This window comes from Pseudomonas sp. B8(2017), assembly GCF_002113575.1.
Classification (GTDB): domain Bacteria; phylum Pseudomonadota; class Gammaproteobacteria; order Pseudomonadales; family Pseudomonadaceae; genus Aquipseudomonas; species Aquipseudomonas putida_Z.
This window is the reverse complement of record NZ_NEIO01000001.1, coordinates 416,894-441,831: the sequence shown is the minus strand read 5'-3', so window position 1 is coordinate 441,831 and position 24,938 is coordinate 416,894. Positions and strand designations below refer to the sequence as shown.

Genomic DNA, 24,938 nt, shown 5'->3' with positions numbered 1-24,938 from the left:
TATGAACGACCAGCGCAAAGGCGACCACGCCGAACCCACCACCCATTTCGGTTACCAGGACGTCCCTGAAAGCCAGAAGGCGAAGAAAGTCGCCGAGGTGTTCCACTCGGTAGCGGCCAAGTACGACCTGATGAACGACGTGCTTTCCGGCGGCATGCACCGCCTGTGGAAGCGCTTCACCATCGAGCTGTCGGGCGTACGCGCCGGCAACCGTGTACTGGACATCGCCGGCGGTACCGGCGACCTGGCCGCCAAATTCTCGCGGCTGGTCGGCCCGACCGGCCAGGTAGTGCTGGCCGACATCAACGAGTCGATGCTCAAGGTGGGCCGTGACCGCCTGCTCGACCGTGGCGTGGCCGGCAACATCGAGTTCGTCCAGGCCGACGCCGAGAAGCTGCCATTCCCGGACAACCACTTCGACTGCGTGACCATCGCCTTCGGCCTGCGCAACGTCACCCACAAGGACGAAGCCATCCGCTCGATGCTGCGCGTGCTCAAGCCGGGCGGTCGCCTGCTGGTGCTGGAGTTCTCCAAGCCGACCAACAAGCTGATGTCCAAGGCCTACGACGCCTACTCGTTCGCCTTCATGCCGCTGGCCGGCAAGCTGATCACCAACGACTCGGAGAGCTACCGTTACCTCGCCGAGTCGATCCGCATGCACCCCGATCAGGAAACCCTGAAGGCCATGATGGTCGAGGCCGGTTTCGACCGCGTCACCTACCACAACATGACCAGCGGCATCGTTGCCGTGCACCGGGGGATCAAGCCCTGATGCTGCTGGCCGGGCTGCTCGCCAGCGTCGAACATGGCCTGAACCGCGTCCTGCGCATGGACAGCACGGCCCTGCCGCGGCTGGCCGCGCTGGAGGGCAAGGTCATCGAGATCGACTGCCGCCAGCCAGCCTTGCAGGTGTTCATCCTGCCCGATGAAGAGGGCCTGATGCTCGCCGCCCACTGGCAAGGCGAGGTCGACTGCAGCCTGCGCGCCCCGGCCGGCAGCCTGGCGCAACTGGCCCTGGCCAGGGACAAGACTGCCGTGCTGCACAGCCCGCAAGTCGAACTGCATGGCGACAGCGCCGTGCTGCTCGACCTGTTCGGTGTGCTGCAGGACCTGGAGCTGGACTGGGAGCACGAGCTGCAACGCTGGCTCGGCCCGGTCGCCACAGCGCTGCTGTCGGGCCACATCCGCCTGCGTGCACGCTGGACCCGCCAGGGCCTGGCGCGCTTCAGCCAGAACCTTTCCGAGTACCTGGCCGAAGAGTCCCGCACCTTGGTCGGCAAGCGCGAAGCCGAAGCCGCCTTCAGCGAGCTCGATGCCCTGAAGCTCGATACAGAACGCCTTGAGGCGCGCCTCAAGCGCCTCTCCCGATCCCTTGATACCAGCGATAACGCATGAAGCTGCTCGCCGTCCGCCGTCTTTTTCGCATCCAGCGTGTGGTGATCCGCTACCGTCTCGATGACCTGCTGTTCGACCTGCCGCTGCCCTGGTGGCTGATGAGCCTGCGCCTGCTGATGCCGTGGCGCTGGCTGCCGCGCAAGCCGTCCGAGCTCAGCCGTGGCGCGCGCCTGCGCCTGGCCCTGCAGGACCTGGGGCCGATTTTCATCAAGTTCGGCCAGTTGTTGTCCACCCGCCGTGATCTGCTGCCCAACGACATTGCCGATGAGCTGATGCTGTTGCAGGACCGTGTGCCGCCGTTCGACCCCAAGCAGGCCGTGGCACTGATCGAGGCGCAGCTGGGCGCCCCGGTAACGCAACTGTTCAGCCGCTTCGACGTCGAGCCGCTGGCCTCGGCCTCGGTGGCCCAGGTGCACGCTGCGCGCCTGAAAAGTGGCGAAGAAGTGGTGGTCAAGGTGGTACGCCCGGGCCTGAAGCCGGTGATCGCCCAGGACCTGGCCTGGCTGTTCCTGATCGCCAAGGCCGCCGAGCGCGCTTCGGCCGACGCCCGCCGCCTGCACCCGGTGGAAATCGTCGGCGACTACGAAAAAACCATCTACGACGAGCTCGACCTGCTGCGCGAAGCGGCCAACGCCAGCCAGCTGCGGCGCAACTTCGAAGGCTCCGAGCTGATGTACGTGCCCCAGGTGTACTGGGACCTGTGCCGTCCCAAGGTGCTGGTGATGGAGCGCATCTACGGCGTGCCGGTTACCGACATGGCCACCTTGGCCGACCAGCGCACCGACATGAAGCTGCTGGCCGAACGAGGCGTGGAGGTGTTCTTCACCCAGGTGTTCCGCGACAGCTTCTTCCATGCCGACATGCACCCCGGCAACATCTTCGTCAGCACGGTCAAACCATGGAGCCCGCAGTACATCGCCATCGACTGCGGCATCGTCGGCAGCCTGACCGCCGAGGACCAGGACTACCTGGCGCGCAACCTGATCGCTTTCTTCAAGCGTGACTACCGCCGCGTCGCCCAGTTGCACATCGACTCGGGCTGGGTGCCGGCGCACACCAAGGTGAACGAGTTCGAAGCGGCGATCCGCACCGTGTGCGAGCCGATCTTCGAAAAACCGTTAAAGGATATTTCCTTCGGCCAGGTGCTGATGCGCCTGTTCCAGACCGCCCGCCGCTTCAACATGGAAGTGCAGCCGCAGCTGGTGTTGCTGCAGAAGACCCTGCTCAACATCGAGGGCCTGGGCCGCCAGCTGTACCCCGAGCTGGACCTGTGGAGCACCGCCAAGCCATTCCTCGAGCGCTGGATGCGCGACCGCATGAGCCCCAAGGCCGTGCTCGGCAACATCCACAGCCAGGTCGAGCAACTGCCGCACCTGGCCGACATGGCCCGCGACCTGCTCGAGCGCCTGTCGCAACCGCACCTGCACGATCCGCAACTGCCGGAGCGGCGCCGCCAGGGCGACCGCTGGGCGCTGCGCCTGCTCGGCGCCGGCCTGCTCGGCGGTGGTGCGGTACTGGCCGCTGGTGCCGCCGCGGCCACCAGCCTGGCCGCCCCTGCCGCCTGGCCGGCCTGGCTGATGCTGGCCGCCGGCCTTTACCTGATCGTGCGCCAATAGCCAGCCGCGCCCATGGCTGGCACACTAGCGCAAAGGGCCCGGCACAGGAGCGGGCCCGCTTTGGAGTCGACGATGAAAGACTGGCTGGACGAGATCAAGTGGAACAGCGAGGGCCTGGTACCGGCGATCGCCCAGGACCACAAGACCGGACGCGTGCTGATGATGGCCTGGATGAACCGCGAATCGCTGGCCCTGACCGCCGCCGAGCAACGCGCCATCTACTGGTCGCGTTCGCGTGGCAAGCTGTGGCGCAAGGGCGAGGAATCCGGGCATGTGCAGAAACTGCATGAAATGCGCCTGGACTGCGATGCCGACGTGATCATCCTGATGGTCGAGCAACTGGGCCATATCGCCTGCCATACCGGCCGTGAAAGCTGCTTCTACCGCGTCTTCGAAGACGGCCAGTGGAAAACCGTCGACCCGGTCCTGAAAGACCCGGATGCCATCTACAGCGCAGGACACTGACATGAGCGACACCCTCAACCGCCTGGCCGAAGTGCTTGAAGAACGCAAGCAAGCGGCGCCCGACAGCTCCTACGTGGCCAGCCTGTACCACAAGGGCCTGAACAAGATCCTCGAAAAGCTCGGCGAAGAGTCGGTCGAGACGATCATTGCCGCCAAGGATGCCGCGGTCAGCAAGGATTACAGCGATGTCATCTACGAAACCGCCGACCTGTGGTTTCATAGCCTGGTAATGCTCAGCGCGCTGGGCCAGCATCCGCAAGCCGTGCTCGATGAGCTGGAACGCCGCTTCGGGCTTTCCGGGCATGATGAGAAGGCCGCACGAACGCCTTCTGCCTGACGTATTTTGGGGCGCCTGTGGGAGCGGGCGTGCCCGCGAAGAATGCGACGCGGTGCATGGCACCGGCTACGCCGGTGTTCGCGGGCATGCCCGCTCCCACAGGGGCCGTGTTGCCGGATCGATTTGCTGTACACACATTTTTCAGGAGTACGAAATGGGTATCTTTGACTGGAAACACTGGATCGTCCTGCTGGTGGTCGTGGTCCTGGTGTTTGGCACCAAGAAGCTGAAGAACTTCGGCAGTGACCTGGGTGAGTCGATCAAGGGCTTCCGCAAGGCCATGAGCGACGAAGAGAACAAGCCGGCCGAGCAGACCCCGCCGCCTGCCCAACCCGTTCCACCGGTGCAGAACACTGCCCAGCAGAACCAGGGCCACACCATCGAAGGCCAGGCCCAGCCGGCTCAAGAGCCGCAGCGGAAAGACTGACCCATGTTCGGCATCAGTTTCAGCGAGCTGCTGCTCGTCGGCCTGGTCGCCCTGCTGGTGCTCGGCCCCGAGCGCCTGCCCGGTGCCGCGCGCACCGCAGGCCTGTGGATCGGCCGGCTCAAGCGCAGTTTCAACAGCATCAAGATGGAAGTGGAGCGCGAAATCGGCGCCGACGAAATCCGCCGCCAGCTGCACAACGAGCACATCCTGCAGATGGAAGAGGAAGCCAAGCGCATCCTCAACCCGATGACGCCACCGGCGCAGCCGCCTGTCACCACCGCCACCGTTCAGCCCCCCGCCGGGCTCGAAGCCAGGCCGGTCGAGACCGCTGCCGCCCCGGCCACGCCTTCTGAACCGCCTCAACCGCCGCGAGCCCCATGAGCGAAAATCCGGAACACGACCAGCCAATGCCGCTGGTTTCGCACCTGACCGAACTGCGCACCCGCCTGTTGCGCTGCGTTGCCGTCATTTTCCTGATCTTTGCCGGGCTGTTCTCCTTCGCCCAGCAGATCTACACCCTGGTCTCCGCACCGCTGCGCGAGCACCTGCCGGCCAATGCGACGATGATCGCCACCGACGTGGCATCGCCGTTCCTCACGCCGTTCAAGCTGACCATGATCGTCTCGCTGTTCCTGGCGATTCCGTTCATCCTCCAGCAGATCTGGGGCTTCATCGCACCCGGGCTGTACCGCCATGAAAAGCGCATCGCCATTCCGCTGCTGGTGTCGAGCATCTTCCTGTTTTACGCCGGCATGGCCTTCGCCTATTTCCTGGTGTTCCCGCTGATCTTCGGCTTCTTCGCCAGCGCCACGCCGGAAGGCGTGTCGATGATGACCGACATCGCCAGCTACCTCGACTTCGTGATGACGCTGTTCTTCGCCTTTGGCGTGGCCTTCGAAATCCCGGTGGCGGTGGTGCTGCTGGTATGGATCGGCGTGGTCGACGTGAAGTACCTGAAGAAGATTCGCCCCTACGTGATCATCGGCTGCTTCGTGGTCGGCATGGTCCTTACCCCGCCGGACATCTTCTCCCAGACCCTGCTGGCCGTACCCATGTGGCTGCTGTTCGAGATCGGCGTGCTGTGCGGCAGCCTGATCCGCAAGCGCAGCGCCCACGACGAAACCGCCAACGACCACAACGACCAGCCACCAGCGACCCAACCGTGAACCTGTTGCTCCTTGAAGAGGCCGACTTCGTCTCGGCCGACCGCGTCGTTCTCGCAGACCGGCGCTTCACCCACATGCAGGACATCCACCGTGTGGCGGTGGGCGACAACCTGCGCGTGGGCCGTATCAACGGCCTGATGGGCAAGGCCACAGTGCTGCGTCTGGAAAAGCACGAAGCCGAACTGGAAGTCGCCTTTGACCAGCAGCCACCGGCCAAGCTGCCGCTGACCCTGGTGCTGGCCGTACCTCGGCCGAAAATGCTGCGCCGGCTGTTCCAGACCGTGGCCACCCTTGGCGTGCCGCGGCTGATCCTGCTGAACAGCTACAAGGTCGAGAAAAGCTTCTGGCAAACACCGTTCCTGCACCCGGACAGCGTTCGCGAGAACCTCATCCTGGGCCTGGAACAAGCCCGCGACACCGTGCTGCCCGAAGTGATCATCGAGAAGCGCTTCAAACCGTTCGTCGAAGACCGCCTGCCGGCCATCGCCGCAGGCACCCTGGGCCTGGTCGGCCACCCCGGCCCCTACCCCGCCTGCCCGCGCGCCGTGGAGCAGCCCGTGACCCTGGCCATCGGCCCGGAGGGCGGCTGGATCCCCTACGAAGTGGACCTGCTGGGCAAGGCAGGCCTGGCTCCGGTCCAGCTGGGCGACCGCATCCTGCGGGTAGAGACCGCGGTGACAGCGCTGCTTTCACGAATTTTCTGACACTCAAGTCAACTTTTACCCATAAAGTTTCCCCTCCCCAGGCCGATTGTCTTGGCAACACAACAATTAATCGTGCTGCCAAGGCGCCGGGGAGTCGTACATGTATCAATGGTTCGCCCAATCATTGGGCAATGTGAGCGTCAATCGCAAACTGGGGCTGGGCTTCGGCCTAGTGCTGCTGTTGACCCTGGCCATTACCCTGGCGGGCTGGCACGGCATGGACAGCATCATCAACCGTGGCGACAAGCTGGGAAACATCTCGGTCATCCAGCAGTACACCCAGGAACTGCGCATCGCTCGCCAGCATTACCAGCGCCAGCCGGACGAAGCCTCGGTGGCAGAGCTGGAAAAAGCCCTGGGCAATCTCGAGCGCCAGGTGCAGCTTATGCTCGGGCAGATCGAGCAGCCCGCTGACATCCAGCGCCTTGAGCAGCAGCGCGAGGCCGTGCGCGGCTACCAGCAGGCGTTCAACGAGCTGAAACAGGCCGGCCATCGCCGCGAGGCCAGCCGCGCCGTGCTAGGCGACACTGCCGACAAGGCCGCGGAGCTGATTGGCCGGGTGCAACGCGGCCTGCTGCAGGGTGGCGATATCAGCCAGTACCAGCACGCCGTGGAAGTCAGCGCCCTGTTGCAACAGGCGCGGTTCCAGGTACGCGGTTACACCTACAGCGGCAACGCCGACTATCAGCAGACGGCGCTGAAAGCTATCGACCAGGCCTTGGCCGAACTGCGCGCGCTACCGGCCAAAGTGCCGGCGGAGCATGCTGCCAGCCTGGACGATGCCACCACCGCCCTGGCAGGCTACCGCGACGCGGTCACCCAGTTCGGCAGTGCCCAGGTCGCCAGTGAGCAGGCGCTGCAGAGCATGGTCGAGCACGGCACGGTACTGCTGCAGAACAGCCAGGCGATGACCACCTCGCAAACCGCTGTGCGCGACGCCGGGGCGGCACAGGCCAAGACCGTGCTTGCCGTGGCCACCGTGCTGGCCCTGACCCTCGGCCTGCTGGCGGCCTGGGCCATCACCCGGCAGATCATCGTCCCGCTGCGCCAGACCTTGCACGCCGCCGAACGCGTGGCCAGTGGCGACCTGACCCTGAACCTGCAGGTACAACGCCGCGACGAACTGGGCCAGTTGCAAGCCAGCATGCATCGCATGACCCAGGGCCTGCGCGAACTGATCAGCGGCATCGGTGATGGCGTCACGCAGATCGCCAGTGCTGCCGAGGAGCTGTCGGCGGTGACCGAGCAGACCAGTGCCGGGGTCAACAACCAGAAGGTCGAGACCGATCAGGTGGCGACCGCCATGAACCAGATGACCGCTACCGTGCATGAGGTGGCGCGCAATGCCGAGCAGGCCTCGGAAGCTGCGTTGATGGCCGACCAGCAAGCCCGCGAAGGCGATCGTGTGGTGGGCGAGGCGGTGGCGCAGATCGAGCGCCTGGCCGGCGAAGTGGTCAATTCCAGCGAAGCGATGAACCAGCTCAAGGCCGAAAGCGACAAGATCGGCAGCGTGCTCGACGTGATCAAGTCGGTGGCCCAGCAGACCAACCTGCTGGCCCTCAACGCAGCGATCGAGGCGGCCCGGGCCGGCGAGGCCGGGCGTGGCTTTGCCGTGGTGGCCGATGAGGTGCGCAGCCTGGCGCAGCGCACTCAGCAATCGACCGAAGAGATCGAAGAACTGATTGCCGGCCTGCAAAGCGGCACCCAGCGCGTGGCCAGCGTGATGGACAGCAGCCGCCAGCTGACCGACAGCAGCGTCGAACTGACCCGCCGTGCCGGCAGCTCGCTGGAGACCATCACCCGGACCGTATCGTCGATCCAGGCCATGAACCAGCAGATTGCCACGGCAGCTGAAGAACAGACGGCCGTGGCAGAAGAGATCAACCGCAGCGTGATGAACGTGCGGGATATTTCTGACCAGACCTCGGCGGCCAGTGAAGAGACGGCCAGCTCCAGCGTGGAGCTGGCGCGGTTGGGTACCCACCTGCAAGGGTTGGTGGGGCGGTTCAGGCTGTGATCTCAAGCATGAGCCATCTGTGCCGGCCTCTTCGCGGGCTTGCCCGCTCCCACAGGCACTGCATGGCCCTTGAAGCCTGTGCGATCCCTGTGGGAGCGGGCGAGCCCGCGAAGAGGCCGGCACAGGCAATAAATCCCACCTAATGAAGTGAAATTTCCTACCTGATTATCAGGTCAAGTCCTACAGCTCCGCTGCCGATTGGCAAAGGTGTGATGCCAGCAATGCGCCTGCATCCTCGCCCCCAATCGCACGGAGATTCCTCATGCTCGGCTACCTAAACCGCAAGCTCGGCAACATCAGTGTCGCAGCCAAGCTCGCCCTCGGCTTTGCCGTAGTCCTGCTGCTTACCCTGGCCACCACCGTCAGTGGCTGGCGTGCACTGGATGACGCCATTGTGCGTTCGCAGCAACTCAGCGAAATCGGCCTGATCAACGACCTGACCAAAGACTTGCGCGCAGAGCGCATCACTTACCGCGTACTCAACGACAACGCCAGCAGAACGCGGATAGCCAACATTCTCGACCAGCTCAACAGCATGCTGAGCACCTTGCAACAACGTAGCAGCGTGGATGAATCCCGGCAGATGCTGACCGAAAAACTGGCGTTGCTGCAGCGCCTGCGCGACGATTTCAGCGAGCTGGAGAATACTGTCGCCAAGCGTATCGCCCTGCGCCAGGCCATGCAGGCCCATGAGCAGAAGCTCACCGAAGTGATCGACGATCTCCAGACCCAGGCCTTGCTGAGGATGCCTGCCGACAGCCAGCAAGGCGGTGTGCTGGGGCTGATGGACACGCTTGGCCGACATGTCGACGGTGCCAACCAGCAGAGCCTGGTGCCGGCCTATACCTTCTCCCCTGTGGAAAGCTTCGCCAAGGTCGGCGACACCTCCCTGGATGCCGCCGCCAGCAGCCTTGCGCAACTGCTCAAAGGCCTTGCTCCACTTGGCTTGCCCCGTGCGCTCACCCAGCAGCCCGGCGAGCAGCTGGCCAAGTACCGCGCCAGCCTGGATGAGTATCGTCGGGCTGCGGTGCGTGTCGAACAGCTGCAAAACAATATGGAGAACATGGGCAACGAGCTGCGCGCGGTAAGCCTGGAACTCGGCAAACGCAAGATCGAGCAGCGCGACAGGGAAGCCCTTGAAGCCCGTTCGCTGCTGACCACTGTAGCCCTGCTGGCGTTGGTCGTAGGCGTCGTGGCCGGCTGGCTGATCACCCTGCAGATTACCCAGCCTTTGCGACAGACCCTGGCCGTGGCCGGGCGCATCGCCAAGGGCGACCTGAGCCAAGTCGAACCAGTGCAACGCCGCGACGAGATGGGCCAGTTGCAAACCAGCATGCGCGAAATGACCTTGAGCCTGCGCGAGCTGATCGGTGGCATCGACCAGGGCGTCGGCCACCTGTCACAGGCCGCCACACAGCTGGCGGCCAGCAGCGAAGACACCAAGCTGCGCATCAACCAGCAACGCGAAGAAACCGACCAGGTGGCCACAGCCATGAACCAGATGAGCGCCACAGTGCAGGAAGTGGCGCAGAACGCTGAACAAGCCTCGCTGGCGGCGACCAACGCCGACCAGCAGGCGCAGATCGGCGACCAGGTGGTGGCCGAAGCTATTGGCCGTATCGAACAGTTGGCCGGGCAGATGGACCATTGCCTGGCGGCCATGCAGCACCTGGCGGGCGAGAGCCAGCGCATTGGCAGCATCCTCGATGTGATCAAGTCAGTGTCCGAGCAGACCAACCTGCTGGCCCTGAACGCGGCGATCGAAGCAGCACGGGCGGGTGAAGCCGGGCGTGGTTTTGCCGTGGTGGCCGATGAAGTGCGCGGTCTGGCCCAGCGCACCTCGACGGCGACCGAGGAAATCGGCCAACTGATCGACAGCCTGCATAACGGCACCGACGAAGTGACCCGCCTGCTGGACAACAGCAAGAACCTGACCGAGCAGAGTGTGGAGCTGAGCCGCAAGGCGGGGCATGCGTTGAGCCAGATCACCGACACGGTGTCCAGCATCCAGGGCATGAACCAGCAGATTGCCACGGCCAGCGAAGAGCAGAGCGTGGTCGCCGAGCAGATCAACCGCAGTGTGCTGAATGTGCGCGATGTGTCGGATCAGACCAGTGCGGCCAGTGAGCAGACGGCGGCTTCGAGTGGGGAACTGGAGCAGTTGGGGCAGCAGTTGCGGGGGATGGTGGGGCGGTTCAGCATTTGAGATTGCGGGGGGCTGCTTTGCAGCCCATTCGCCGGCAAGCCAGCTCCCACAGGGACCGTACAGTTCTCAGTACCTGTGGTACTCCTGTGGGAGCCGGCTTGCCGGCGATTGGGGCGCAAAGCGCCCCCTTCGGTTAAAGCACCTGACGCAGGAACGCCTGCGCGCGCGGGTCTTTCGGCGAGGCGAAGAATGCGGCCGGCGCCGAATCTTCCAGCAGCTTGCCATGATCGAAGAACAGCACCCGGTCCGCCACTTCACGAGCAAAGCCCATTTCGTGGGTAACGCAGACCATGGTCATGCCTTCCTGGGCCAAGGTCTTCATCACGTCCAGCACCTCGCCGACCATTTCCGGGTCGAGCGCCGAGGTTGGCTCGTCGAACAGCATCACTTTCGGGTCCATGGCCAGGGCACGGGCGATCGCCACCCGCTGCTGCTGGCCACCGGACAGGCGCGATGGGTATTCGTTGGCTTTCTGCGCAATGCCCACCTTCTCCAGCAGCGCCCGGGCCTTGGCCTCGCGGTCGGCCTTGTTGCGCTTGCGCACCACCTTCTGTGCCAGGCACAGGTTCTCCAGCACGGTCATGTGCGGGAACAGGTTGAAATGCTGGAACACCATGCCGACTTCGCGGCGGTAGGCGTTGATGTCGGTCTTCGGGTCGGCCAGTTGCAGGCCGTCGATGGCCACATGGCCTTCGTCGAAATGCTCCAGGCCGTTGAGGCAGCGCAGGAAGGTCGACTTGCCCGAACCCGACGGGCCGAGCACCACCACCACTTCGCCCTTGGCGACCTGGGTGGTGACGTTATCCACGGCCCGTACCACGTGGCCACGGGTGTCGAAGACTTTCAGCAGGTCACGGACTTCAATCACTTTGCGCAAGCCTCCGCTCGAGCCGGCTGGCCAGGTGCGACAGCGGCAGGTTGATCAGCAGGTACAGGCCTGCCACGCAGAACCAGATCTCGAAGGTCGAGAAAGAGGTGGTAATGGCCTCGCGGCCGCTCTTGGTCAGTTCGGTGATGGCGATCACCGAGACCAGCGAGGTGTCCTTGACCAGGCTGATGAACTGGCCGGCCAAAGGCGGCAGCACGCGCTTGAAGGCCTGCGGCAGGATCACGTGGCGCATCGACTGGCCCGCGTTCAGGCCCAGCGAGCGGGCCGCTTCGTTCTGGCCCTTGGCGATGGACTGCACGCCGGCACGAACGATTTCGGCCACGTAGGCGCCGGTGAACAGCGCCAGTGCAGCCACCCCGGCAAACTCGCGGGACAGGTTGAGCACGGTACCGATGAAGAAGTAGAAGATGAAGATCTGCACCAGCAGCGGTGTACCGCGCACCAGCTCGACATACACCGTCGACAGGTCACGCAGCGTAGGGTTGCTGGACAGGCGGCAGAGGCCGGCGAACAGGCCGATCAACAGGCCCAGGGCACCGGATACCACCGAAATCCAAAGCGTGGTCCACAGGCCCCAGGCCAGCGGGCCAGCCGCCCAGTGGCGGGTGACGCCAATCTGGTCGCCTTCGGAAACATCGTCGCCACGGGCCAGCTGCAGGCTGTCCTTGTCCACATCGAGCACCTGCTCGGCACCGCTCTCGTCTTTCAGCGTGACACGGGCATTGTCGCCAGAGATGACGATGTCCTGCACGGTGCCGTAACCGGCGGCGCGCTGTGCTTCCTCGGCCTTGTAGGCGAAGTACTGCGGTACGCGGTTCCAGCGCCACTCGTAGGAAATCATCGAGGTGGCCATGTACAGGCTGAACGCCAGGCCCACCAGGACCAGGGCAGTCAAACCGTGCCAGGGCCACTGGGCTTTCTTGTGTTTGATCACGTGGGGTACTTCCGTAAATACGAACGCGCAGGGTTTGCCTGCGCGTCGGGGTCATAAAGCCGGCTTGTGGCCTGGGCCTTATTCCATTTCCTTCAGCCAGTCCTTGTTCTTGAACCACTTGTCGTGAATACGATCGTAGGTCCCGTCATGCTTGATCTGGTGCAGGAAGTTGTTGATGAAATTGATGCTGTCGTAGTCGCCTTTCTTCAGGCCGAAGGCCAGCGGCTCGTAGGTGAAGGGTTCTTCGAGGAACAGCAGCTTGCCGGCACCGGCCTTGTCCACTGCCACCACGTTGTACGGCGCGTCGTAGACGAAGGCGTCAGCCTTGCCGTTGACCACGTCCATCACCGCTTCCTGCTCGTTGTCGTAGCCGTGGTACTTGGCCTTGGCGATCAGCTTCTTGGAAACCATTTCGCCGGTGGTGCCGAGCTTGGAGGTGATGCGGTACTTCTCGTTGTTCAGGTCCTTGTACGACTTGATCTCGCCCGCCAGTTCCTTGCGGATCAGCAGGGTCTGGCCAACCACGATGAAGGGTTCGCTGAAGTTCAGGCGCAGGTTGCGTTCCTGGGTCAGGGTCATGCCGCTGCCGATCATGTCGAACTTGTCGGTCAGCAGGGCCGGGATGATTCCGTCATAGGCCGTGGATACCGGCTCGAACTTGACGCCCATGGACTTGGCCATGGCTTTGAGGATATCGACTTCGAAGCCGATGATCTCGCCACGCTTGTTGGTCATCTGGAATGGCATGTAGGTCGGGTCCATGCCCACCCGCAAGGTGCCGCGCTTGACTGCGTCATCGATCGCGCCCGCCTGGGCCGCCGTCACGGCGACCAGGGCGGTGACACCGACCAGCAGTCGCGAAAGGTATTTCTTGATCATCACCAAGTCCCCTAGCAAGAAAAGTAGCGAATCTTATTGTTGGCATGGCCGTGGCGGCCGATGCGTCATATCGGAGAGGGATGCTAACGCATGGCGGCTCGGGGACCTAGAGCCGGGGGGGACTTTGTTGGCCAAAATCGGTGGGAGCCCCGAAAAGCTTCGCGGGCACGCCCGCTCCCACAGGTACAGCGCATGCCTCAAAGGCTGTGAAGTACCCTGTGGGAGCGGGCGTGCCCGCGAATAGGCCCGATCAGGCGCCGACGAGTGCCGGTTGGCCTTCATTCTCCGGATGCAGCGGCAACAGCGGCGAATGCGGGTCGTTCTTGATCGATGCACGCCACACGTTGATCCACGCCGCATTGTGCTCGGCCCAGACCTGCTCGTGCAGGCGGGTCAGCGCCACCGGGTCGCTGAGCAGGGCCAGGCGGGTATTGAGGTCCAGCCCTTGCGGCCCGACCTCCATCGCCTTGGCCACGCGCTCGACGCGCAGTGCCTCGATCGGCGCCGCCTGACCATGACGGGCAGTGGCCATGGCGCAGGCCAGGGCGTTCTGCCGCGGGTCGACCACAGCCCGCACGAAGCCGTCATGCAGGGCATGCCAGCGGTTTTCGTGGGTGTACTGGTCGGTGGCCAGCAGCTCCTGCGGGGTAGCGTATTCCTCGGGGATGAGGAACAGCTTCTCGTCCTTGGCCGCCAGGCCCAGTCGGGTGCGACTGGAGATCACCGAAACCGGGATCGACAGCACCAGAGAACCAACGATCGGCGCCAGCCACCACAGGAAGCTTGGGTTCAGCCAGGCCACCAGCGCCGCCCAGGCAATGCCCAGCAGGGTCTGCGGGCCGTGGCGGCGCACCGCTTCGCTCCACGGCGTGGAGTCGTCGTCACGCTGCGGCGAGTTCCAGGTCGCGGCCCAGCCGAGGAACGCGGCCAGCACGAAGCGGGTGTGGAAGATCATGCGCACCGGTGCCAGCAGCATGGAGAACAGCATCTCCATCAGCATCGACAGGGTGACCTTGATGCGCCCGCCAAACTCGGTCGCGCCCTTGGCCCAGATCAGGATGACGCTGAGCAGCTTGGGCAGGAACAGCAGCACGATGGTGGTGGAGAACAGCGCCACGGCCTTCTCCGGGTGCCACTGCGGCCACAGCGGGTAGAGCTGGTACGGCTCGATGAAGTACTGCGGCTCCATCAGCGTGTTGGTCGCCAGCAGCGCGGTCGACAGCACCAGGAACAGGAACCACAGCGGTGCCGACAGGTACGACATCACCCCGGTGAGGAACACCGCACGGTGCACCGGGTGCATACCCTTGACCAGGAACAGGCGGAAGTTCATCAGGTTGCCGTGGCACCAGCGGCGGTCGCGCTTGAGCTCGTCGAGCAGGTTCGGCGGCAGTTCTTCGTAGCTGCCCGGCAGGTCGTAGGCAATCCACACGCCCCAGCCGGCACGGCGCATCAGCGCGGCTTCGACGAAGTCGTGGGAGAGGATTGCACCGGCGAACGCACCCTTGCCCGGCAACGGCGCCAGGGCGCAGTGCTCGATGAACGGCTTCATGCGGATGATCGCGTTGTGGCCCCAGTAGTGCGACTCGCCCAGCTGCCAGAAGTGCAGGCCGGCGGTGAACAGCGGGCCGTACACGCGGGTGGCGAACTGCTGCAGGCGCGCATACAGGGTGTCCATGCCCGAGGCCTTCGGCCCGGTCTGGATGATGCCGGCGTCCGGGTTGGCCTCCATCAGGCGCACCAGGCTGCTCAGGCACTCGCCGCTCATGACGCTGTCGGCGTCGAGTACGACCATGTACTTGTATTCGCCGCCCCAACGACGGCAGAAGTCGTCGAGGTTGCCGCTCTTGCGCTTCACCCGGCGCCGACGGCGGCGGTAGAAGATACGGCCGAAGCCTTTGGTTTCGCGGCACACGTCCAGCCAGGCCTGTTGCTCGGCCACGGCGATGTCGGTGTCGTTGGTGTCGCTGAGCACGAAGAAGTCGAAGCGATCGAGGTTGCCGCTGGCGGCCACCGACTCGAACGTTGCGCGCAGGCCGGCGAACACGCGCGGCACGTCTTCGTTGCAGATCGGCATCACCAGCGCGGTACGCGCCTCGGGCGCGATCGGCTCGTTGCCTGCACTGCTACCCGAAATCTTGTACTTGTCACGCCCGGTGAGCAGCTCGAGGAAGCCCATCAGCGCGGTCCAGAAGCCCGCCGATACCCAGCAGAACAGGATGCCGAAGAGAACCAGGATGGACGTCTGCAAGGCATACGGCCAAACCTGCACCACGGTGTCCCACAGCGGCTGGTTGACGACTTCGTCAAAGTCCACGAACGACCAGCCCTGATACGGCAGGATGCCCTTCATGTACCAGCCGGCAACGATAGTCTGGCCGATCATCAGCGCCAGCAGGATGTAACGGCGGATCGAGCCAACCGTACGCCAGCGAGCTGGCGGCAGCTCGCGCTTGGGCGGCTGCGGGGCGTTGGTGCGGCCAGTCATGCGCCGCCACATGCGGATCAGCACGTTGGTACGCCATGGCTCGGGCACGACCTTGGTGCGCTTGATCGGCGGAGCGATCTTCAGGCACAGGCGGCCGCTGCCGTCGACACCAAGCATTTCGGCGTCTTCCAGCTCGGCGGCGCTGCCTACGGTCAGGCGCGGGCCCACCGAGGCCTGCACGGCCTCGGCAGAGCTGGCGGCCGGGTTGGCCGCCAGGCGTTGGTGCAGCTCACTGAATGACGTGCAGCTGGCGAGTTCCGCCCGTTGCTCGTCGCTCAGTGGTAGGTGGGCCAGGTACTCGCGAAGCGATTCCGGCCTTGCGCTTGAGTTACTCATCGGCAGGCAACTGATAGCTCCAGGTCTCGGTCAGCACCTTCTCGGTGGTGGCCGGGGTCCCGTTGGTGGGCGCCGCATCGGCGGCAGGTTGTTCGGCCTTGGCAGCTTTCTCGGCCTTGGCTTGCTTGGCTGCAGCCTTGTCCTGCTTGGCGTCCTTGGCAGGCTTGGCGGCTTCGACCGGCACATCACGCACCAGCGCGGCACGCATTTCGGTCGATTTGTTGGCTTCCTTGACCTTCAAACGCAGGGTCAGGCGCCAGCCCTTGGTCTCAGGGTTATAGCGCAGGTTGTTCTCGACCACCTCGGCGTTGTCGCCCACGCTGATCTGGCTGCGCACGGCGGTGTCTTCCGGCAGGGCGGCCAGCGCCGGGCCGGCGAAGTCGACCAGGAAGGCCACGCTGCCGTCTGGCTGGCGGATCAGGTTGGACTGCTTGACGTCGCCGGTGGAACGCAGGGTCTGCTTGACCCAGCCCAGCTCGGAAGCCTGGAACTTCGGCTCGTCGATGGTCCAGTGCAGGCGGTAGGCGTACTCGAATGGCTTGCCTGGCTCAGGCAGCTTCTCCGGGCTCCAGAAGGCCACGATGTTGTCGTTGGTCTCGTCGGCGGTCGGGATTTCGACCAGGTCGACGGTGCCCTTGCCCCAGTCACCCTTCGGCTCGATCCAGGCGCTCGGGCGCTTCTGGTAGTTGTCGTCGAGGTCTTCGTAGTCGCTGAAGGCGCGCTGGCGCTGCATCAGGCCGAAACCACGCGGGTTCTCGACGCTGAAGTTGCTCACGGCCAGGTGTTTCGGGTTGTTCAGCGGGCGCCACAGCCATTCGCCGTTGCCGGCATGGATCGACAGGCCTTCGGAGTCGTGCAGGGCCGGGCGGTAGTTGAGGACCTTGGACGGCTGATTGGGGCCGAACAGGTACATGCTGGTCAGCGGGGCAATGCCCAGGCGGCTGACATGGTCACGCAGGAACACGCGGGACTGCACGTCGACCACGGTGTCGTTGCCTGGACGCAGGATCAGCTTGTAGGCACCGGTGGAGCGTGGCGAGTCCAGCAGGGCGTAGATGACCAGGTGCTTGTCGGCCGGCTTGGGCTTTTCGACCCAGAACTCGGTGAAGCGCGGGAACTCCTCGCCCGACGGCAGTGCGGTGTCGATGGCCAGGCCACGGGCCGACAGGCCGTACACGTGGCCCTTGCCGACCACGCGGAAGTAGCTGGCGCCAAGCAGGGTCATGATCTCGTCCTGCTTGTCGGCCTTGTTAATCGGGTACAACACGCGGAAGCCGGCGTAACCCAGGTTCTTGGTGGTTTCCGGGTCGTGTGGCACGTCACCGAACTCGAAACGGCTCGGGTCGTACTTGATTTCCTCGACCTTGGTGGCGGTGACCTGGTTGATCTTCACCGGGGTGTCGAAGTGCATGCCCTGGTGATAGAACGACAGTTTGAACGGGGTCTTGTCCTTGGCCCACTCGGCCTTTTCCTGCAGGAAATGAATCTTCTGGTAGTCCGCGAACTTCATGTCGCGGAATACGGCCGGCAGGTTGCTTTTCGGTGCTTCGTACTTCTGGCCGGCCAGATCCTTTGCCTTGGCTGCAACATCGTCAAGATTGAATGCCCACAGCTGGCCCGCGCTCATCAGGCCGACCACTGCCACACTGGCCATCAGGGCCTTGCGCAGCCCGGTACCGGGGATTCTTGATGCTTTTTGGGGACTAACAATCACGAGCAACCCTCGCCGAAAACAGATCATGAAACCAACGGCCAGCGACAAATGCCGGGTTGGCGAGCACTGTTCGGACCCCGTGAGGGCGTAATGATTCCCCAAACGGATCCAGACAATGCTCGAGTCAGAGTGAAACGAACCTGCGAACGCAGGTCCATGCAGCGCGCGATTATCCAGCAGGTCGCGTGACAACGCATCAGGCTGGAACAACTATTTATCGTACAAAACCCCTTGTTTTCCTGTGAACAAGGGGTTTTTTACACTCACATTTGTAACATAAATGTTACAGGGCCATCATTGACCAGGTGCACCTGCATGTCTGCGCCGAATTGCCCGCTTGCCACATCGGCGTGCCGGGCCTTCGCCTGCTGCAAAAGATAGTCGAACAACTCGGCGCCGAGGGCCGGTGGCGCTGCCGTCGAGAAGCTCGGGCGCATGCCGTTGCGGGTGTCTGCCGCCAGGGTGAACTGCGACACCAGCAACAAACCTCCCCCCACATCCTTGAGCGACAGGTTCATCTTGCCCTGCTCGTCGCTGAACACCCGGTAGTTCAACAGCTTGTGCAACAACTTGTCGGCCTGCTCACGGGAATCTTCAGGCTCGACGGCCACCAGCACCAGCAAACCCTGGTCGATGGCACCTACCACCTCCCCCGCTACTTCCACCCGCGCACCACGCACGCGCTGCAGCAGGCCCCTCATGCTTCTTCCAGGGGCAGGTCGAGCAGGCGCCGGGCCATCTGGTCGGCGGCACGCACCAAGGCATCGGTGATGCCCGGCTCGGAAGCCGCGTGGCCAGCGTCACGGATCACCTTCAGTTCGCTGTTCGGCCAGGCCTGGTGCAGCGCCCAGGCGTTGTCCAACGGGCAGATCACATCATAGCGGCCATGCACGATCACGGCCGGCAGGTGGGCGATCTTTGGCAGATCGCGGATCAGCTGGTCCGGCTCGAGGAAGGCGTTGTTCATGAAGTAGTGGCATTCGATACGGGCGATCGACAGTGCACGCTGCGGCTCGGAGAAGCGGTCGACCACCAGCGGGTTGGGACGCAGGGTGGCGGTACGGCCTTCCCAGGTAGACCAGGCCTTGGCCGCGTGCATCTGGGCGATCTGGTCGTTGCCGGTCAGGCGCTTGTGGAAGGCCGTGACCAGGTCACCGCGCTCCTCCGGCGGGATCGGCGCGATGTAGTCCTGCCAGTAATCGGGGAACAGGCGGCTGGCGCCTTCCTGGTAAAACCATTGGATTTCCTGGGGCCTGCACAGGAAGATGCCGCGCAGGATCAGGCCATGCACCCGCTCGGGGTGGGTCTGGGCGTAGGCCAGGGCCAGGGTGGAGCCCCACGAGCCGCCGAACAGCACCCACTTGTCGATGCCAAGGTGCTCGCGGATGCGCTCAAGGTCCTCGACCAGGTGCCAGGTGGTGTTGTTTTCCAGGCTCGCGTGCGGCGTGGAGCGGCCACAGCCGCGCTGGTCGAAGGTGATGATGCGGTACAGGGTCGGGTCGAAGTAGCAGCGGCTCTGGGCGTCGCAACCGGCGCCCGGGCCGCCGTGGATGAATACCACCGGCAGACCTTCTGGCGAGCCGCTTTCGTCGACATACAGCACATGCGGCGCTTCCACGGCCAGATCGTGCCGGGCGTAGGGTTTGATCTGCGGGTACAGGGTCTGCATTGCGCACTCCGTGTGAGGATTATTCGGCCGTGGGCCATCATAAACCTGAATTGCGCTTTGAGCACTGCCCGCGCTGATGCCGCCGCACCTCAAGGGCACATATATCTACCTCCAGCAGTTCAGGCAGGCCCGCGATAGTCCCTCGCCCCAAATCAAGCAAGGGCCTCGCCATGCCAACTGCAGTCACTGCCGTGCCTAGTGTTCATTACGCCACCATCGAGCGCAGAATCCCCACCTGGCTCAAGCAGGCTCCCCCAGAAACCCGACGTGCGTTGCGCAACTGGCATCAGCCCCCTGCCTGGCTGGTGACGGCACTCCAGCAACAACCGGAGGTCGCCAAGGCATGGCAGGAAGAGCACGCACGCCACCGCGAGCACCAGGTGCAGGTGCACAAGCTGTTCGAACAGCTTCCAACCCTGGAAACCTACGCCACCAAGGCACTCACCGATGCCATCAAGCAGCAATTCAGGCTTGACCTGGATGTGCGCGACACCTACCTCGTCGATGCCCGCCTGATCGAAACGACCGACGCCATCGACAGCCGCCAGGCCGTAGACCGGGCTACACGCTCGCTGCTGCACTGCGCCTTGCACAACTTCGACCAGGCCGCCGCTGCCGAACACGGCATGGACGCGCCCGCCTCCCTGCTCAAGAGGTCGGTCATCGTCGATCACCGGCGCTTCATGGGCACCGTGCCGATCACCAATGCACTGGATATCGCCGCCGAAGACTTCGCCGACTTGTGTCGCACGCTGGATATCGGCGGCAAGTATCACGAACAGGTACATGCCATCTACTACCCGGCGGCCACGCCGTCACTCGGCGCCGATGAAGCCGCACTGGCCGTTTATGAAACCCTGGGGCGTGCCGAGGTATCGGCATTCCGGCAATCCCTGCATTTCGCGCGCCTCAAGGGTGATATCAGCGAAACGCTATATTCCGCCGCTCTCGCCACACCACTTGACCAGGCGCCATCGCCCTCTTCGCCGGTGACATTCAGCTTGCTCGAGTTATGGGAAGCCGAGCCGACTGGCGTTGTGCTCATTACCCTGCAAGCTGAAGGGCATCAGGCCGTGGCGCTGTACATCCCTGAAGACAGCACCACGCCCCTCAAGGAGTTCACCAGCCAGCAAGCCATGCACGACGAATTGCGCGACAGGCTCCAGGCCGATATCGGCTACCTGGACAAGCACCTCGCCGACCGCGACAAGGCGCCGATAACCACCCGCCTGAAGGACCGGCTCATGCCCCTCGCCTGGAGTGCCCGCGGCTTGCATGAACGTGTTCCGGACCCGCACGCCACCCTGTATCCGGTCATGAAGCCTTTCAGCCACGCCTTCCAAGGCGTGATGGCTTTCCAGAAGGCCCAGCGTCATGAAAAGGATGTGCTGTTCCACGCCACTCCCACCGAAATCGTCGACCGGCGCACCACGCAAGCCCATCGGGAACTGATCGCCGGCCGTGTGCTTACGGCCTTGAACATCGCCGGCTTCTTCGTGCCGGGGCTTGGCGAGGCAATGCTTGCCGTTTGCCTGGCCCAGCTGGCCCATGAGGTGTATGAAGGGATCGACGCCTGGGAAAACGACGAGCGTGATACTGCCTATGGCTATCTGCTCGATGTGATCGAAAACGTGGCCGTCATGGCCGCCCTCAGCGCAGCAGCCAAAGCATTGAGAGGCTCGCAGGGCAGCGAAACCGGCATGGCTTCGGAAGGGCCGGAGATAGAAGAGCCAGAGGATGAGGAGCCAGGGATAGCCCGTATTCCTGTAGAAACACCTTCATTCATCGAAGAACTGGAAGACGTGGAAACATCCGATGGTCAGATGCGGCTGTGGAAACCCGACCTCACGCCCTACCAGAGCTTCGAGACACTGCCCCATGACCTGGTACCGGACGAACTGGGCCTACGGCATCACCAAGGCAAACGCTGGCTGGTACTGCAGGGCAATCAGTACATCGTCAGCCAAACGCCAACGACTGGTGAATATCGTTTGCAACACCCTGCAAGTCCTCGCCGTTACCAGCCGCCAGTGCGGCACAACGGTGCCGGAGCATGGCTGCACGTTACCGATAAGCCACTGAGTTGGTCGGGCATGACACTCCTGCGCCGCATCGGCCACTTGAGTGGGCACTTCGACGAGCCGACGCTGCAACGGATTATCGCCGTCAGCGGCGTACACGAAGACGAGCTGCGCCGGGCCCTGGCCGAAAGCCAGCGGCTGCCGGCCTTGCTGGAAGACACCCTGCAACGCTTCAAGCTGGACGAAACGGTCCGCCAGCGGGCGGACGAGAGCACTCGGCCCGCTGAGTTTGCCAGGGCCTACGCCGGCCTTTCGCGCGACCTGGCGCCGGGCGCCGAGGCCATCCAGAGGACGTATCCGAAATTGCCGTCAGCAGTCGCCAATGAGCTGGCGCGCGAGGCCAGTGCCAACGAACTGCAGATACTCGACAACGGCAAGGTACCACTGCGCCTTGCCGAAGAGGCCCGCATCTACCAGCAACAAATTCGCCTTGCCCGCGCCTGCGAAGGGATGTACCTGTCCAGCGTGCCGAACTGGGATAGCGACCTGTTGATCATGCATACGCTCGAACGCTTGCCAGGCTGGCCTGCACAGACCAGGCTCCGGCTGCTCCAGCGCATGTCCTGGCCGACCCAGGATCATGCCATAGGCACCCCGGGCACTCGCCCATACACGACCATTACCCATGCTTCGGCAGGGTACATCGTCCACGACGAAAGCCTGCCCAGTGCGGCGGTCAAGGTGTACCCAAGCCTTTACGCTGCATTGTACGAGGCACTGCCCGCGGCGATGGCGGGCATGGACGTCACCGATCAGCAAGCGCTGCAGCGCCTTGTACAGGAAAGCCCGTTACTACCCCGCCCAGCCCTGAGGGTGCTGCTGGGCATGCAGCCCGTACGCCCCGGCTACCGTTCTCCCATGCGCCTGGCCGATGGCCGCCTGGGCTACCCACTCAGTGGCGGCGGCCCGGCCACCCACGGCATCACCCGTCAGCGCCTGCTCGAAGCTATCGAAGCCACAGGGCTCGCCACACGCACCGGCCGCTCGGCAGATCAGATTCTGCTGGCACTTGCCAGCCGCGGCCGTACACAGCTGCAGATATTCGAGCATTTGCAGACGCTGGTGGAGCAACGCAACGAGCTGCAAAGCAGCCTGGACGATTGGAGCGAAGCCATTTCGCCGGCAAGCGACCAGGCAGCACAGGACTACGACAGCCTGCGTGACTCGATCATGCAACATTGGTACGACACTGCGCTGGACGAGAGCACCGGGCCCACCACAGAACTGCGTATCGCCCGCGTCCCCCTTGCCGACGTGCCCCTCACCTTGCCCGCTTTTTTCAACGCACGCGTGCGCAGCCTGAGCCTGATCGACTTACCGTCAGGGTCCTTGGCGGGCTGGGCGCAAAACGAGCGCCTGCTGCAACGCCTGCTCAGGCAGATGCCGCAGATCGAGTCGCTTGAAATCAGCCGTCCGTTTGACCCCAGGGCAACGCCCTCGCCCTTCCTGTTCAGCGTGCCCACCATCACCGAGTGCCTGCCAGGGTTGCAACGATTGGTGCTCACCAACCAGAACATGACGCTTTCCGAAAGCGACCTGAACCTGCTGTCAGGGCTTCGCCAATTGAGATACCTCGACCTGAGTGGTAACCGGCTGGCGCAGAGCAACAGGCCAAGCTTCCATGAATTGACCCTGGATTACCTGGGCCTGGACCAGATGCAATTGGCCCAATGGCCGATCGGGATTGGCAGCGACGCCCTGGCGCGCATTGCCCACCTGTCATTGCGCCACAACAATCTCAGGTCGTTGCCCTCGTTCCTGCTTCATGAAGCGGACATGCTGACAACCCCACCGGTGATCTCGCTGGAAGGCAACAGCATCAATGAGTCCCACCTGCAGCGCTTGTTGCTGAACGAGCACGTCGACACCTCGGGTATCACCACGGACCAGCCAGCAGCACTTTCCGAACAGCTAGCACGCATTCGCGATGAGCGACGGCAGATGCGCGATGCGATCGATGGCTGGGCCCAGGCATCCAGTTCGAGCAACCCATTGACCCAGGCCGCACTGGCGGACAGGCAACGTATCGCGTCAGCGATCGATCAATTCTGGGAACAGCAGGAGCAGGGCCAGTCATACCTGCGCCTGCAACTCGAGGACGTGGCCATCGAGCATTTCCCCAGGCGGCTTCCAGCGTTCTTCGGCGCCCGCGTACGTGCACTCAGCCTGACGCGGTTGCGAGGCAGCACCTCACAGCTCGATGAACTACTCAGCCGGTTCCCTAACATCAGCCGACTGACCATCGATGAACACCAGGCCGCCATGCCCTCGCTGGCATCCGCCCTGACCCGCCTTCATCAGCTCACCTACCTGGAGTTTCGCAACATGGGGCTGGAGGTCGACCAGGCCATGATGGACATTTTCGCAGGGCTGCGAAACCTGACCTCGCTGGACCTGTCGGGCAACCGTGCAGGCAACATCGACCATGTGCCCGCATCGCTGGCCAGCAACCTGCAGTCACTCGCATTGACCAACATGAACCTGCAAGCCTGGCCCAGCTGGTGTGACAGTTTGCTGCCACTGGAACTTCTGGACCTGAGCTCGAACAACATCACCCAGTTGCCCGAGCACATCCTGACGAACCTGAACAATCCCATGCCAATCTCGTCGATCGCCTTGTTCGACAACCCACTGCCTCTTGAAACCATCCTGCGGGTACGCACCTTCTCGGACAGCCAGCACAGCTATTCCTTTGCCCTGGATATCCCCGACGACCTGATGTTCTTCGATTCTTCCAGCGAAGGATCTCTCGACCACCCTCACTTCCCACTGCTGGGCGATGATACGCCCAGGCTGGAGGACTGGCTGCTGGGTAGCGAAGCACAGAATGCCGCATTGCAGGACTGCTGGGAGCGGCTCGAAGGCAGTGATCTGTTGCGTCTGGCGGGCCGTTTGCACAATGCCGCCCCATACGTTGACCCGAATACGCGTGCCACCTTCTGCGAACGGGTGCGCTTGATGCTGGTGGTGGCTGCAAGCAACGAAACCGAACGCCCGATCATGGAGAGCATCGCCGCAGCGGCATTGCCAGACCCGGTAACCGGCTCGCAGACCTGCCATGACGGAGCGCTGCAGGAGTTCAACAATATTGAACTGTACCTGATGAGCCAACGCCTGTTGGTCGACGCCGGCGATTCCCTGCAAGCACTGCGTCGTCGCCTGTTGCAGCTTTTCCGGATCGAACAGCTGGAGCTGCTGGCCAACCAACGGACTGGTTCGGGTGACCTGGTCTCGGTACGCCTGGCCTACCGCCGGGAACTGGCCAGGGAACTGGACCTGCCGATCGCCGACAGCATGCGTTTTCGAGGTGCTGCGAACCTGGCGCGCGATGAGCTATCCAGTGTGCTGGAAAAGGTCCGGAAAAGTGAACTGAGCGATGCACTGGTCGACTACATGCTGGCGAATACGGACTGGACCACGCGCCTGCGCGCCGAGTGTGCCGACCGCTTCGCCGAAATAGACGCACGTTTCCGCCTGCGGGTGCTCGAGCTGGCCAGCAAGGACCACTCGCTTCAGGACGAGTTGAACTTGCAGCAAGGCCTGCAAGATGACAAGGATCAGGAGGAGAAGGAGCTACTGCGCGAACTTACCATCAAGCAGATCAACAACAACTGA

At 63.6% G+C, this 24,938-nt stretch carries 19 protein-coding genes and 1 pseudogene; 13 read left to right on the top strand and 7 right to left on the bottom strand.

The genetic code is table 11. From position 1 onward, the window contains the following. The first annotated feature begins 1 nt into the window (after position 1). The 12 genes and pseudogenes from ubiE (at position 2) to CAG22_RS28915 (ending at position 10,333) form a co-directional block, all read left to right on the top strand. Entirely contained in the window at positions 2–772 is a 771-nt protein-coding gene (gene ubiE, locus CAG22_RS02060) for a bifunctional demethylmenaquinone methyltransferase/2-methoxy-6-polyprenyl-1,4-benzoquinol methylase UbiE (protein WP_013974541.1), read from the top strand. Then, positions 772–1,395 (top strand): SCP2 domain-containing protein, encoded by a 624-nt coding sequence (locus CAG22_RS02055; RefSeq protein ID WP_085691407.1) that lies wholly within the window; start codon positions 772–774, stop codon positions 1,393–1,395. Before ubiE ends, CAG22_RS02055 begins: the two co-directional genes overlap by 1 nt. Continuing rightward, the gene (gene ubiB / locus CAG22_RS02050) at positions 1,392–3,011 is read left to right on the top strand and encodes a ubiquinone biosynthesis regulatory protein kinase UbiB (RefSeq protein WP_075046599.1); all 1,620 of its coding nucleotides are present in this window, start codon (positions 1,392–1,394) and stop codon (positions 3,009–3,011) included. Before CAG22_RS02055 ends, ubiB begins: the two co-directional genes overlap by 4 nt. A gap of 72 nt (positions 3,012–3,083) precedes the next feature. Next, complete coding sequence (hisI, locus tag CAG22_RS02045) at positions 3,084–3,476, top strand: phosphoribosyl-AMP cyclohydrolase (RefSeq protein WP_013974544.1); 393 nt, start codon at positions 3,084–3,086, stop codon at positions 3,474–3,476. Between the two features lies 1 nt (position 3,477). Continuing rightward, positions 3,478–3,813, top strand: a complete 336-nt coding sequence (locus CAG22_RS02040; protein WP_046613456.1) for a phosphoribosyl-ATP diphosphatase — start codon at positions 3,478–3,480, stop codon at positions 3,811–3,813. A 154-nt stretch (positions 3,814–3,967) separates the two neighbouring features. Next, positions 3,968–4,240, top strand: a complete 273-nt coding sequence (locus CAG22_RS02030; protein ID WP_025340917.1) for a twin-arginine translocase TatA/TatE family subunit — start codon at positions 3,968–3,970, stop codon at positions 4,238–4,240. A gap of 3 nt (positions 4,241–4,243) precedes the next feature. Then, the gene (gene tatB, locus CAG22_RS02025; protein WP_003259854.1) at positions 4,244–4,621 is read left to right on the top strand and encodes a Sec-independent protein translocase protein TatB; all 378 of its coding nucleotides are present in this window, start codon (positions 4,244–4,246) and stop codon (positions 4,619–4,621) included. Then, positions 4,618–5,406, top strand: coding sequence for a twin-arginine translocase subunit TatC (gene tatC / locus CAG22_RS02020; RefSeq protein WP_013974546.1), 789 nt, complete (start codon positions 4,618–4,620; stop codon positions 5,404–5,406). Before tatB ends, tatC begins: the two co-directional genes overlap by 4 nt. Then, complete coding sequence (locus tag CAG22_RS02015) at positions 5,403–6,110, top strand: 16S rRNA (uracil(1498)-N(3))-methyltransferase (RefSeq protein ID WP_013974547.1); 708 nt, start codon at positions 5,403–5,405, stop codon at positions 6,108–6,110. Before tatC ends, CAG22_RS02015 begins: the two co-directional genes overlap by 4 nt. Positions 6,111–6,210: 100 nt before the next feature. Next, positions 6,211–8,127: a methyl-accepting chemotaxis protein gene (locus CAG22_RS02010; protein WP_085704203.1), complete on the top strand. Its 1,917-nt coding sequence runs from the start codon at positions 6,211–6,213 to the stop codon at positions 8,125–8,127. A gap of 262 nt (positions 8,128–8,389) precedes the next feature. After that, positions 8,390–9,478 (top strand): annotated as a pseudogene (locus CAG22_RS28920) (methyl-accepting chemotaxis protein); the annotation flags it as partial. Next, complete coding sequence (locus CAG22_RS28915) at positions 9,461–10,333, top strand: methyl-accepting chemotaxis protein (RefSeq protein ID WP_371916767.1); 873 nt, start codon at positions 9,461–9,463, stop codon at positions 10,331–10,333. The pseudogene CAG22_RS28920 and the gene CAG22_RS28915, both read left to right, overlap by 18 nt. A 133-nt stretch (positions 10,334–10,466) precedes the next feature. Here the strand turns inward: CAG22_RS28915 and CAG22_RS02000 are convergent, their stop codons facing one another. From CAG22_RS02000 to pip, 7 genes are all read right to left on the bottom strand, one after another. Continuing rightward, positions 10,467–11,201, bottom strand: coding sequence for an amino acid ABC transporter ATP-binding protein (locus CAG22_RS02000; RefSeq protein ID WP_013974550.1), 735 nt, complete (start codon positions 11,199–11,201; stop codon positions 10,467–10,469). After that, positions 11,194–12,156, bottom strand: a complete 963-nt coding sequence (locus CAG22_RS01995) for an amino acid ABC transporter permease (RefSeq protein WP_015272097.1) — start codon at positions 12,154–12,156, stop codon at positions 11,194–11,196. Before CAG22_RS01995 ends, CAG22_RS02000 begins: the two co-directional genes overlap by 8 nt. Positions 12,157–12,234: 78 nt before the next feature. Then, positions 12,235–13,032: a transporter substrate-binding domain-containing protein gene (locus tag CAG22_RS01990; protein ID WP_024087841.1), complete on the bottom strand. Its 798-nt coding sequence runs from the start codon at positions 13,030–13,032 to the stop codon at positions 12,235–12,237. A gap of 253 nt (positions 13,033–13,285) precedes the next feature. Then, the gene (mdoH, locus tag CAG22_RS01985; RefSeq protein ID WP_025340923.1) at positions 13,286–15,859 is read right to left on the bottom strand and encodes a glucans biosynthesis glucosyltransferase MdoH; all 2,574 of its coding nucleotides are present in this window, start codon (positions 15,857–15,859) and stop codon (positions 13,286–13,288) included. Next, the gene (locus CAG22_RS01980) at positions 15,852–17,513 is read right to left on the bottom strand and encodes a glucan biosynthesis protein G (RefSeq protein ID WP_085704201.1); all 1,662 of its coding nucleotides are present in this window, start codon (positions 17,511–17,513) and stop codon (positions 15,852–15,854) included. Before CAG22_RS01980 ends, mdoH begins: the two co-directional genes overlap by 8 nt. 323 nt (positions 17,514–17,836) lie before the next feature. After that, positions 17,837–18,274 (bottom strand): D-aminoacyl-tRNA deacylase, encoded by a 438-nt coding sequence (gene dtd, locus CAG22_RS01975; protein ID WP_025340925.1) that lies wholly within the window; start codon positions 18,272–18,274, stop codon positions 17,837–17,839. After that, positions 18,271–19,242 carry a prolyl aminopeptidase gene (pip, locus tag CAG22_RS01970; RefSeq protein ID WP_013974556.1) on the bottom strand — a complete coding sequence of 324 codons (972 nt, stop codon included), beginning with the start codon at positions 19,240–19,242 and terminating at the stop codon, positions 18,271–18,273. The genes dtd and pip overlap by 4 nt, the downstream gene beginning before the upstream one ends. Positions 19,243–19,412: 170 nt before the next feature. On the opposite strand from pip, the gene CAG22_RS01965 reads away from it, so the two are divergent. Continuing rightward, a complete protein-coding gene (locus tag CAG22_RS01965; protein WP_256582398.1) occupies positions 19,413–24,938 on the top strand; it encodes a dermonecrotic toxin domain-containing protein in 5,526 nt (1,841 codons plus the stop codon).

Excerpts from the sequence above, each read along its gene's own strand:
- tatC (WP_013974546.1), top strand. The coding sequence starts at position 4,618 with ATGAGCGAAAATCCGGAACACGACCAGCCAATGCCGCTGGTTTCGCAC.
- dtd (WP_025340925.1), bottom strand. The coding sequence starts at position 18,274 with ATGAGGGGCCTGCTGCAGCGCGTGCGTGGTGCGCGGGTGGAAGTAGCG.
- CAG22_RS28915 (WP_371916767.1), top strand. The coding sequence starts at position 9,461 with ATGCGCGAAATGACCTTGAGCCTGCGCGAGCTGATCGGTGGCATCGAC.
- tatB (WP_003259854.1), top strand. The coding sequence starts at position 4,244 with ATGTTCGGCATCAGTTTCAGCGAGCTGCTGCTCGTCGGCCTGGTCGCC.
- CAG22_RS02030 (WP_025340917.1), top strand. The coding sequence starts at position 3,968 with ATGGGTATCTTTGACTGGAAACACTGGATCGTCCTGCTGGTGGTCGTG.
- hisI (WP_013974544.1), top strand. The coding sequence starts at position 3,084 with ATGAAAGACTGGCTGGACGAGATCAAGTGGAACAGCGAGGGCCTGGTA.
- CAG22_RS02055 (WP_085691407.1), top strand. The coding sequence starts at position 772 with ATGCTGCTGGCCGGGCTGCTCGCCAGCGTCGAACATGGCCTGAACCGC.
- CAG22_RS02010 (WP_085704203.1), top strand. The coding sequence starts at position 6,211 with ATGTATCAATGGTTCGCCCAATCATTGGGCAATGTGAGCGTCAATCGC.
- CAG22_RS01965 (WP_256582398.1), top strand. The coding sequence starts at position 19,413 with ATGCCAACTGCAGTCACTGCCGTGCCTAGTGTTCATTACGCCACCATC.
- pip (WP_013974556.1), bottom strand. The coding sequence starts at position 19,242 with ATGCAGACCCTGTACCCGCAGATCAAACCCTACGCCCGGCACGATCTG.
- mdoH (WP_025340923.1), bottom strand. The coding sequence starts at position 15,859 with ATGAGTAACTCAAGCGCAAGGCCGGAATCGCTTCGCGAGTACCTGGCC.
- ubiB (WP_075046599.1), top strand. The coding sequence starts at position 1,392 with ATGAAGCTGCTCGCCGTCCGCCGTCTTTTTCGCATCCAGCGTGTGGTG.
- CAG22_RS01980 (WP_085704201.1), bottom strand. The coding sequence starts at position 17,513 with ATGGCCAGTGTGGCAGTGGTCGGCCTGATGAGCGCGGGCCAGCTGTGG.
- CAG22_RS02040 (WP_046613456.1), top strand. The coding sequence starts at position 3,478 with ATGAGCGACACCCTCAACCGCCTGGCCGAAGTGCTTGAAGAACGCAAG.
- ubiE (WP_013974541.1), top strand. The coding sequence starts at position 2 with ATGAACGACCAGCGCAAAGGCGACCACGCCGAACCCACCACCCATTTC.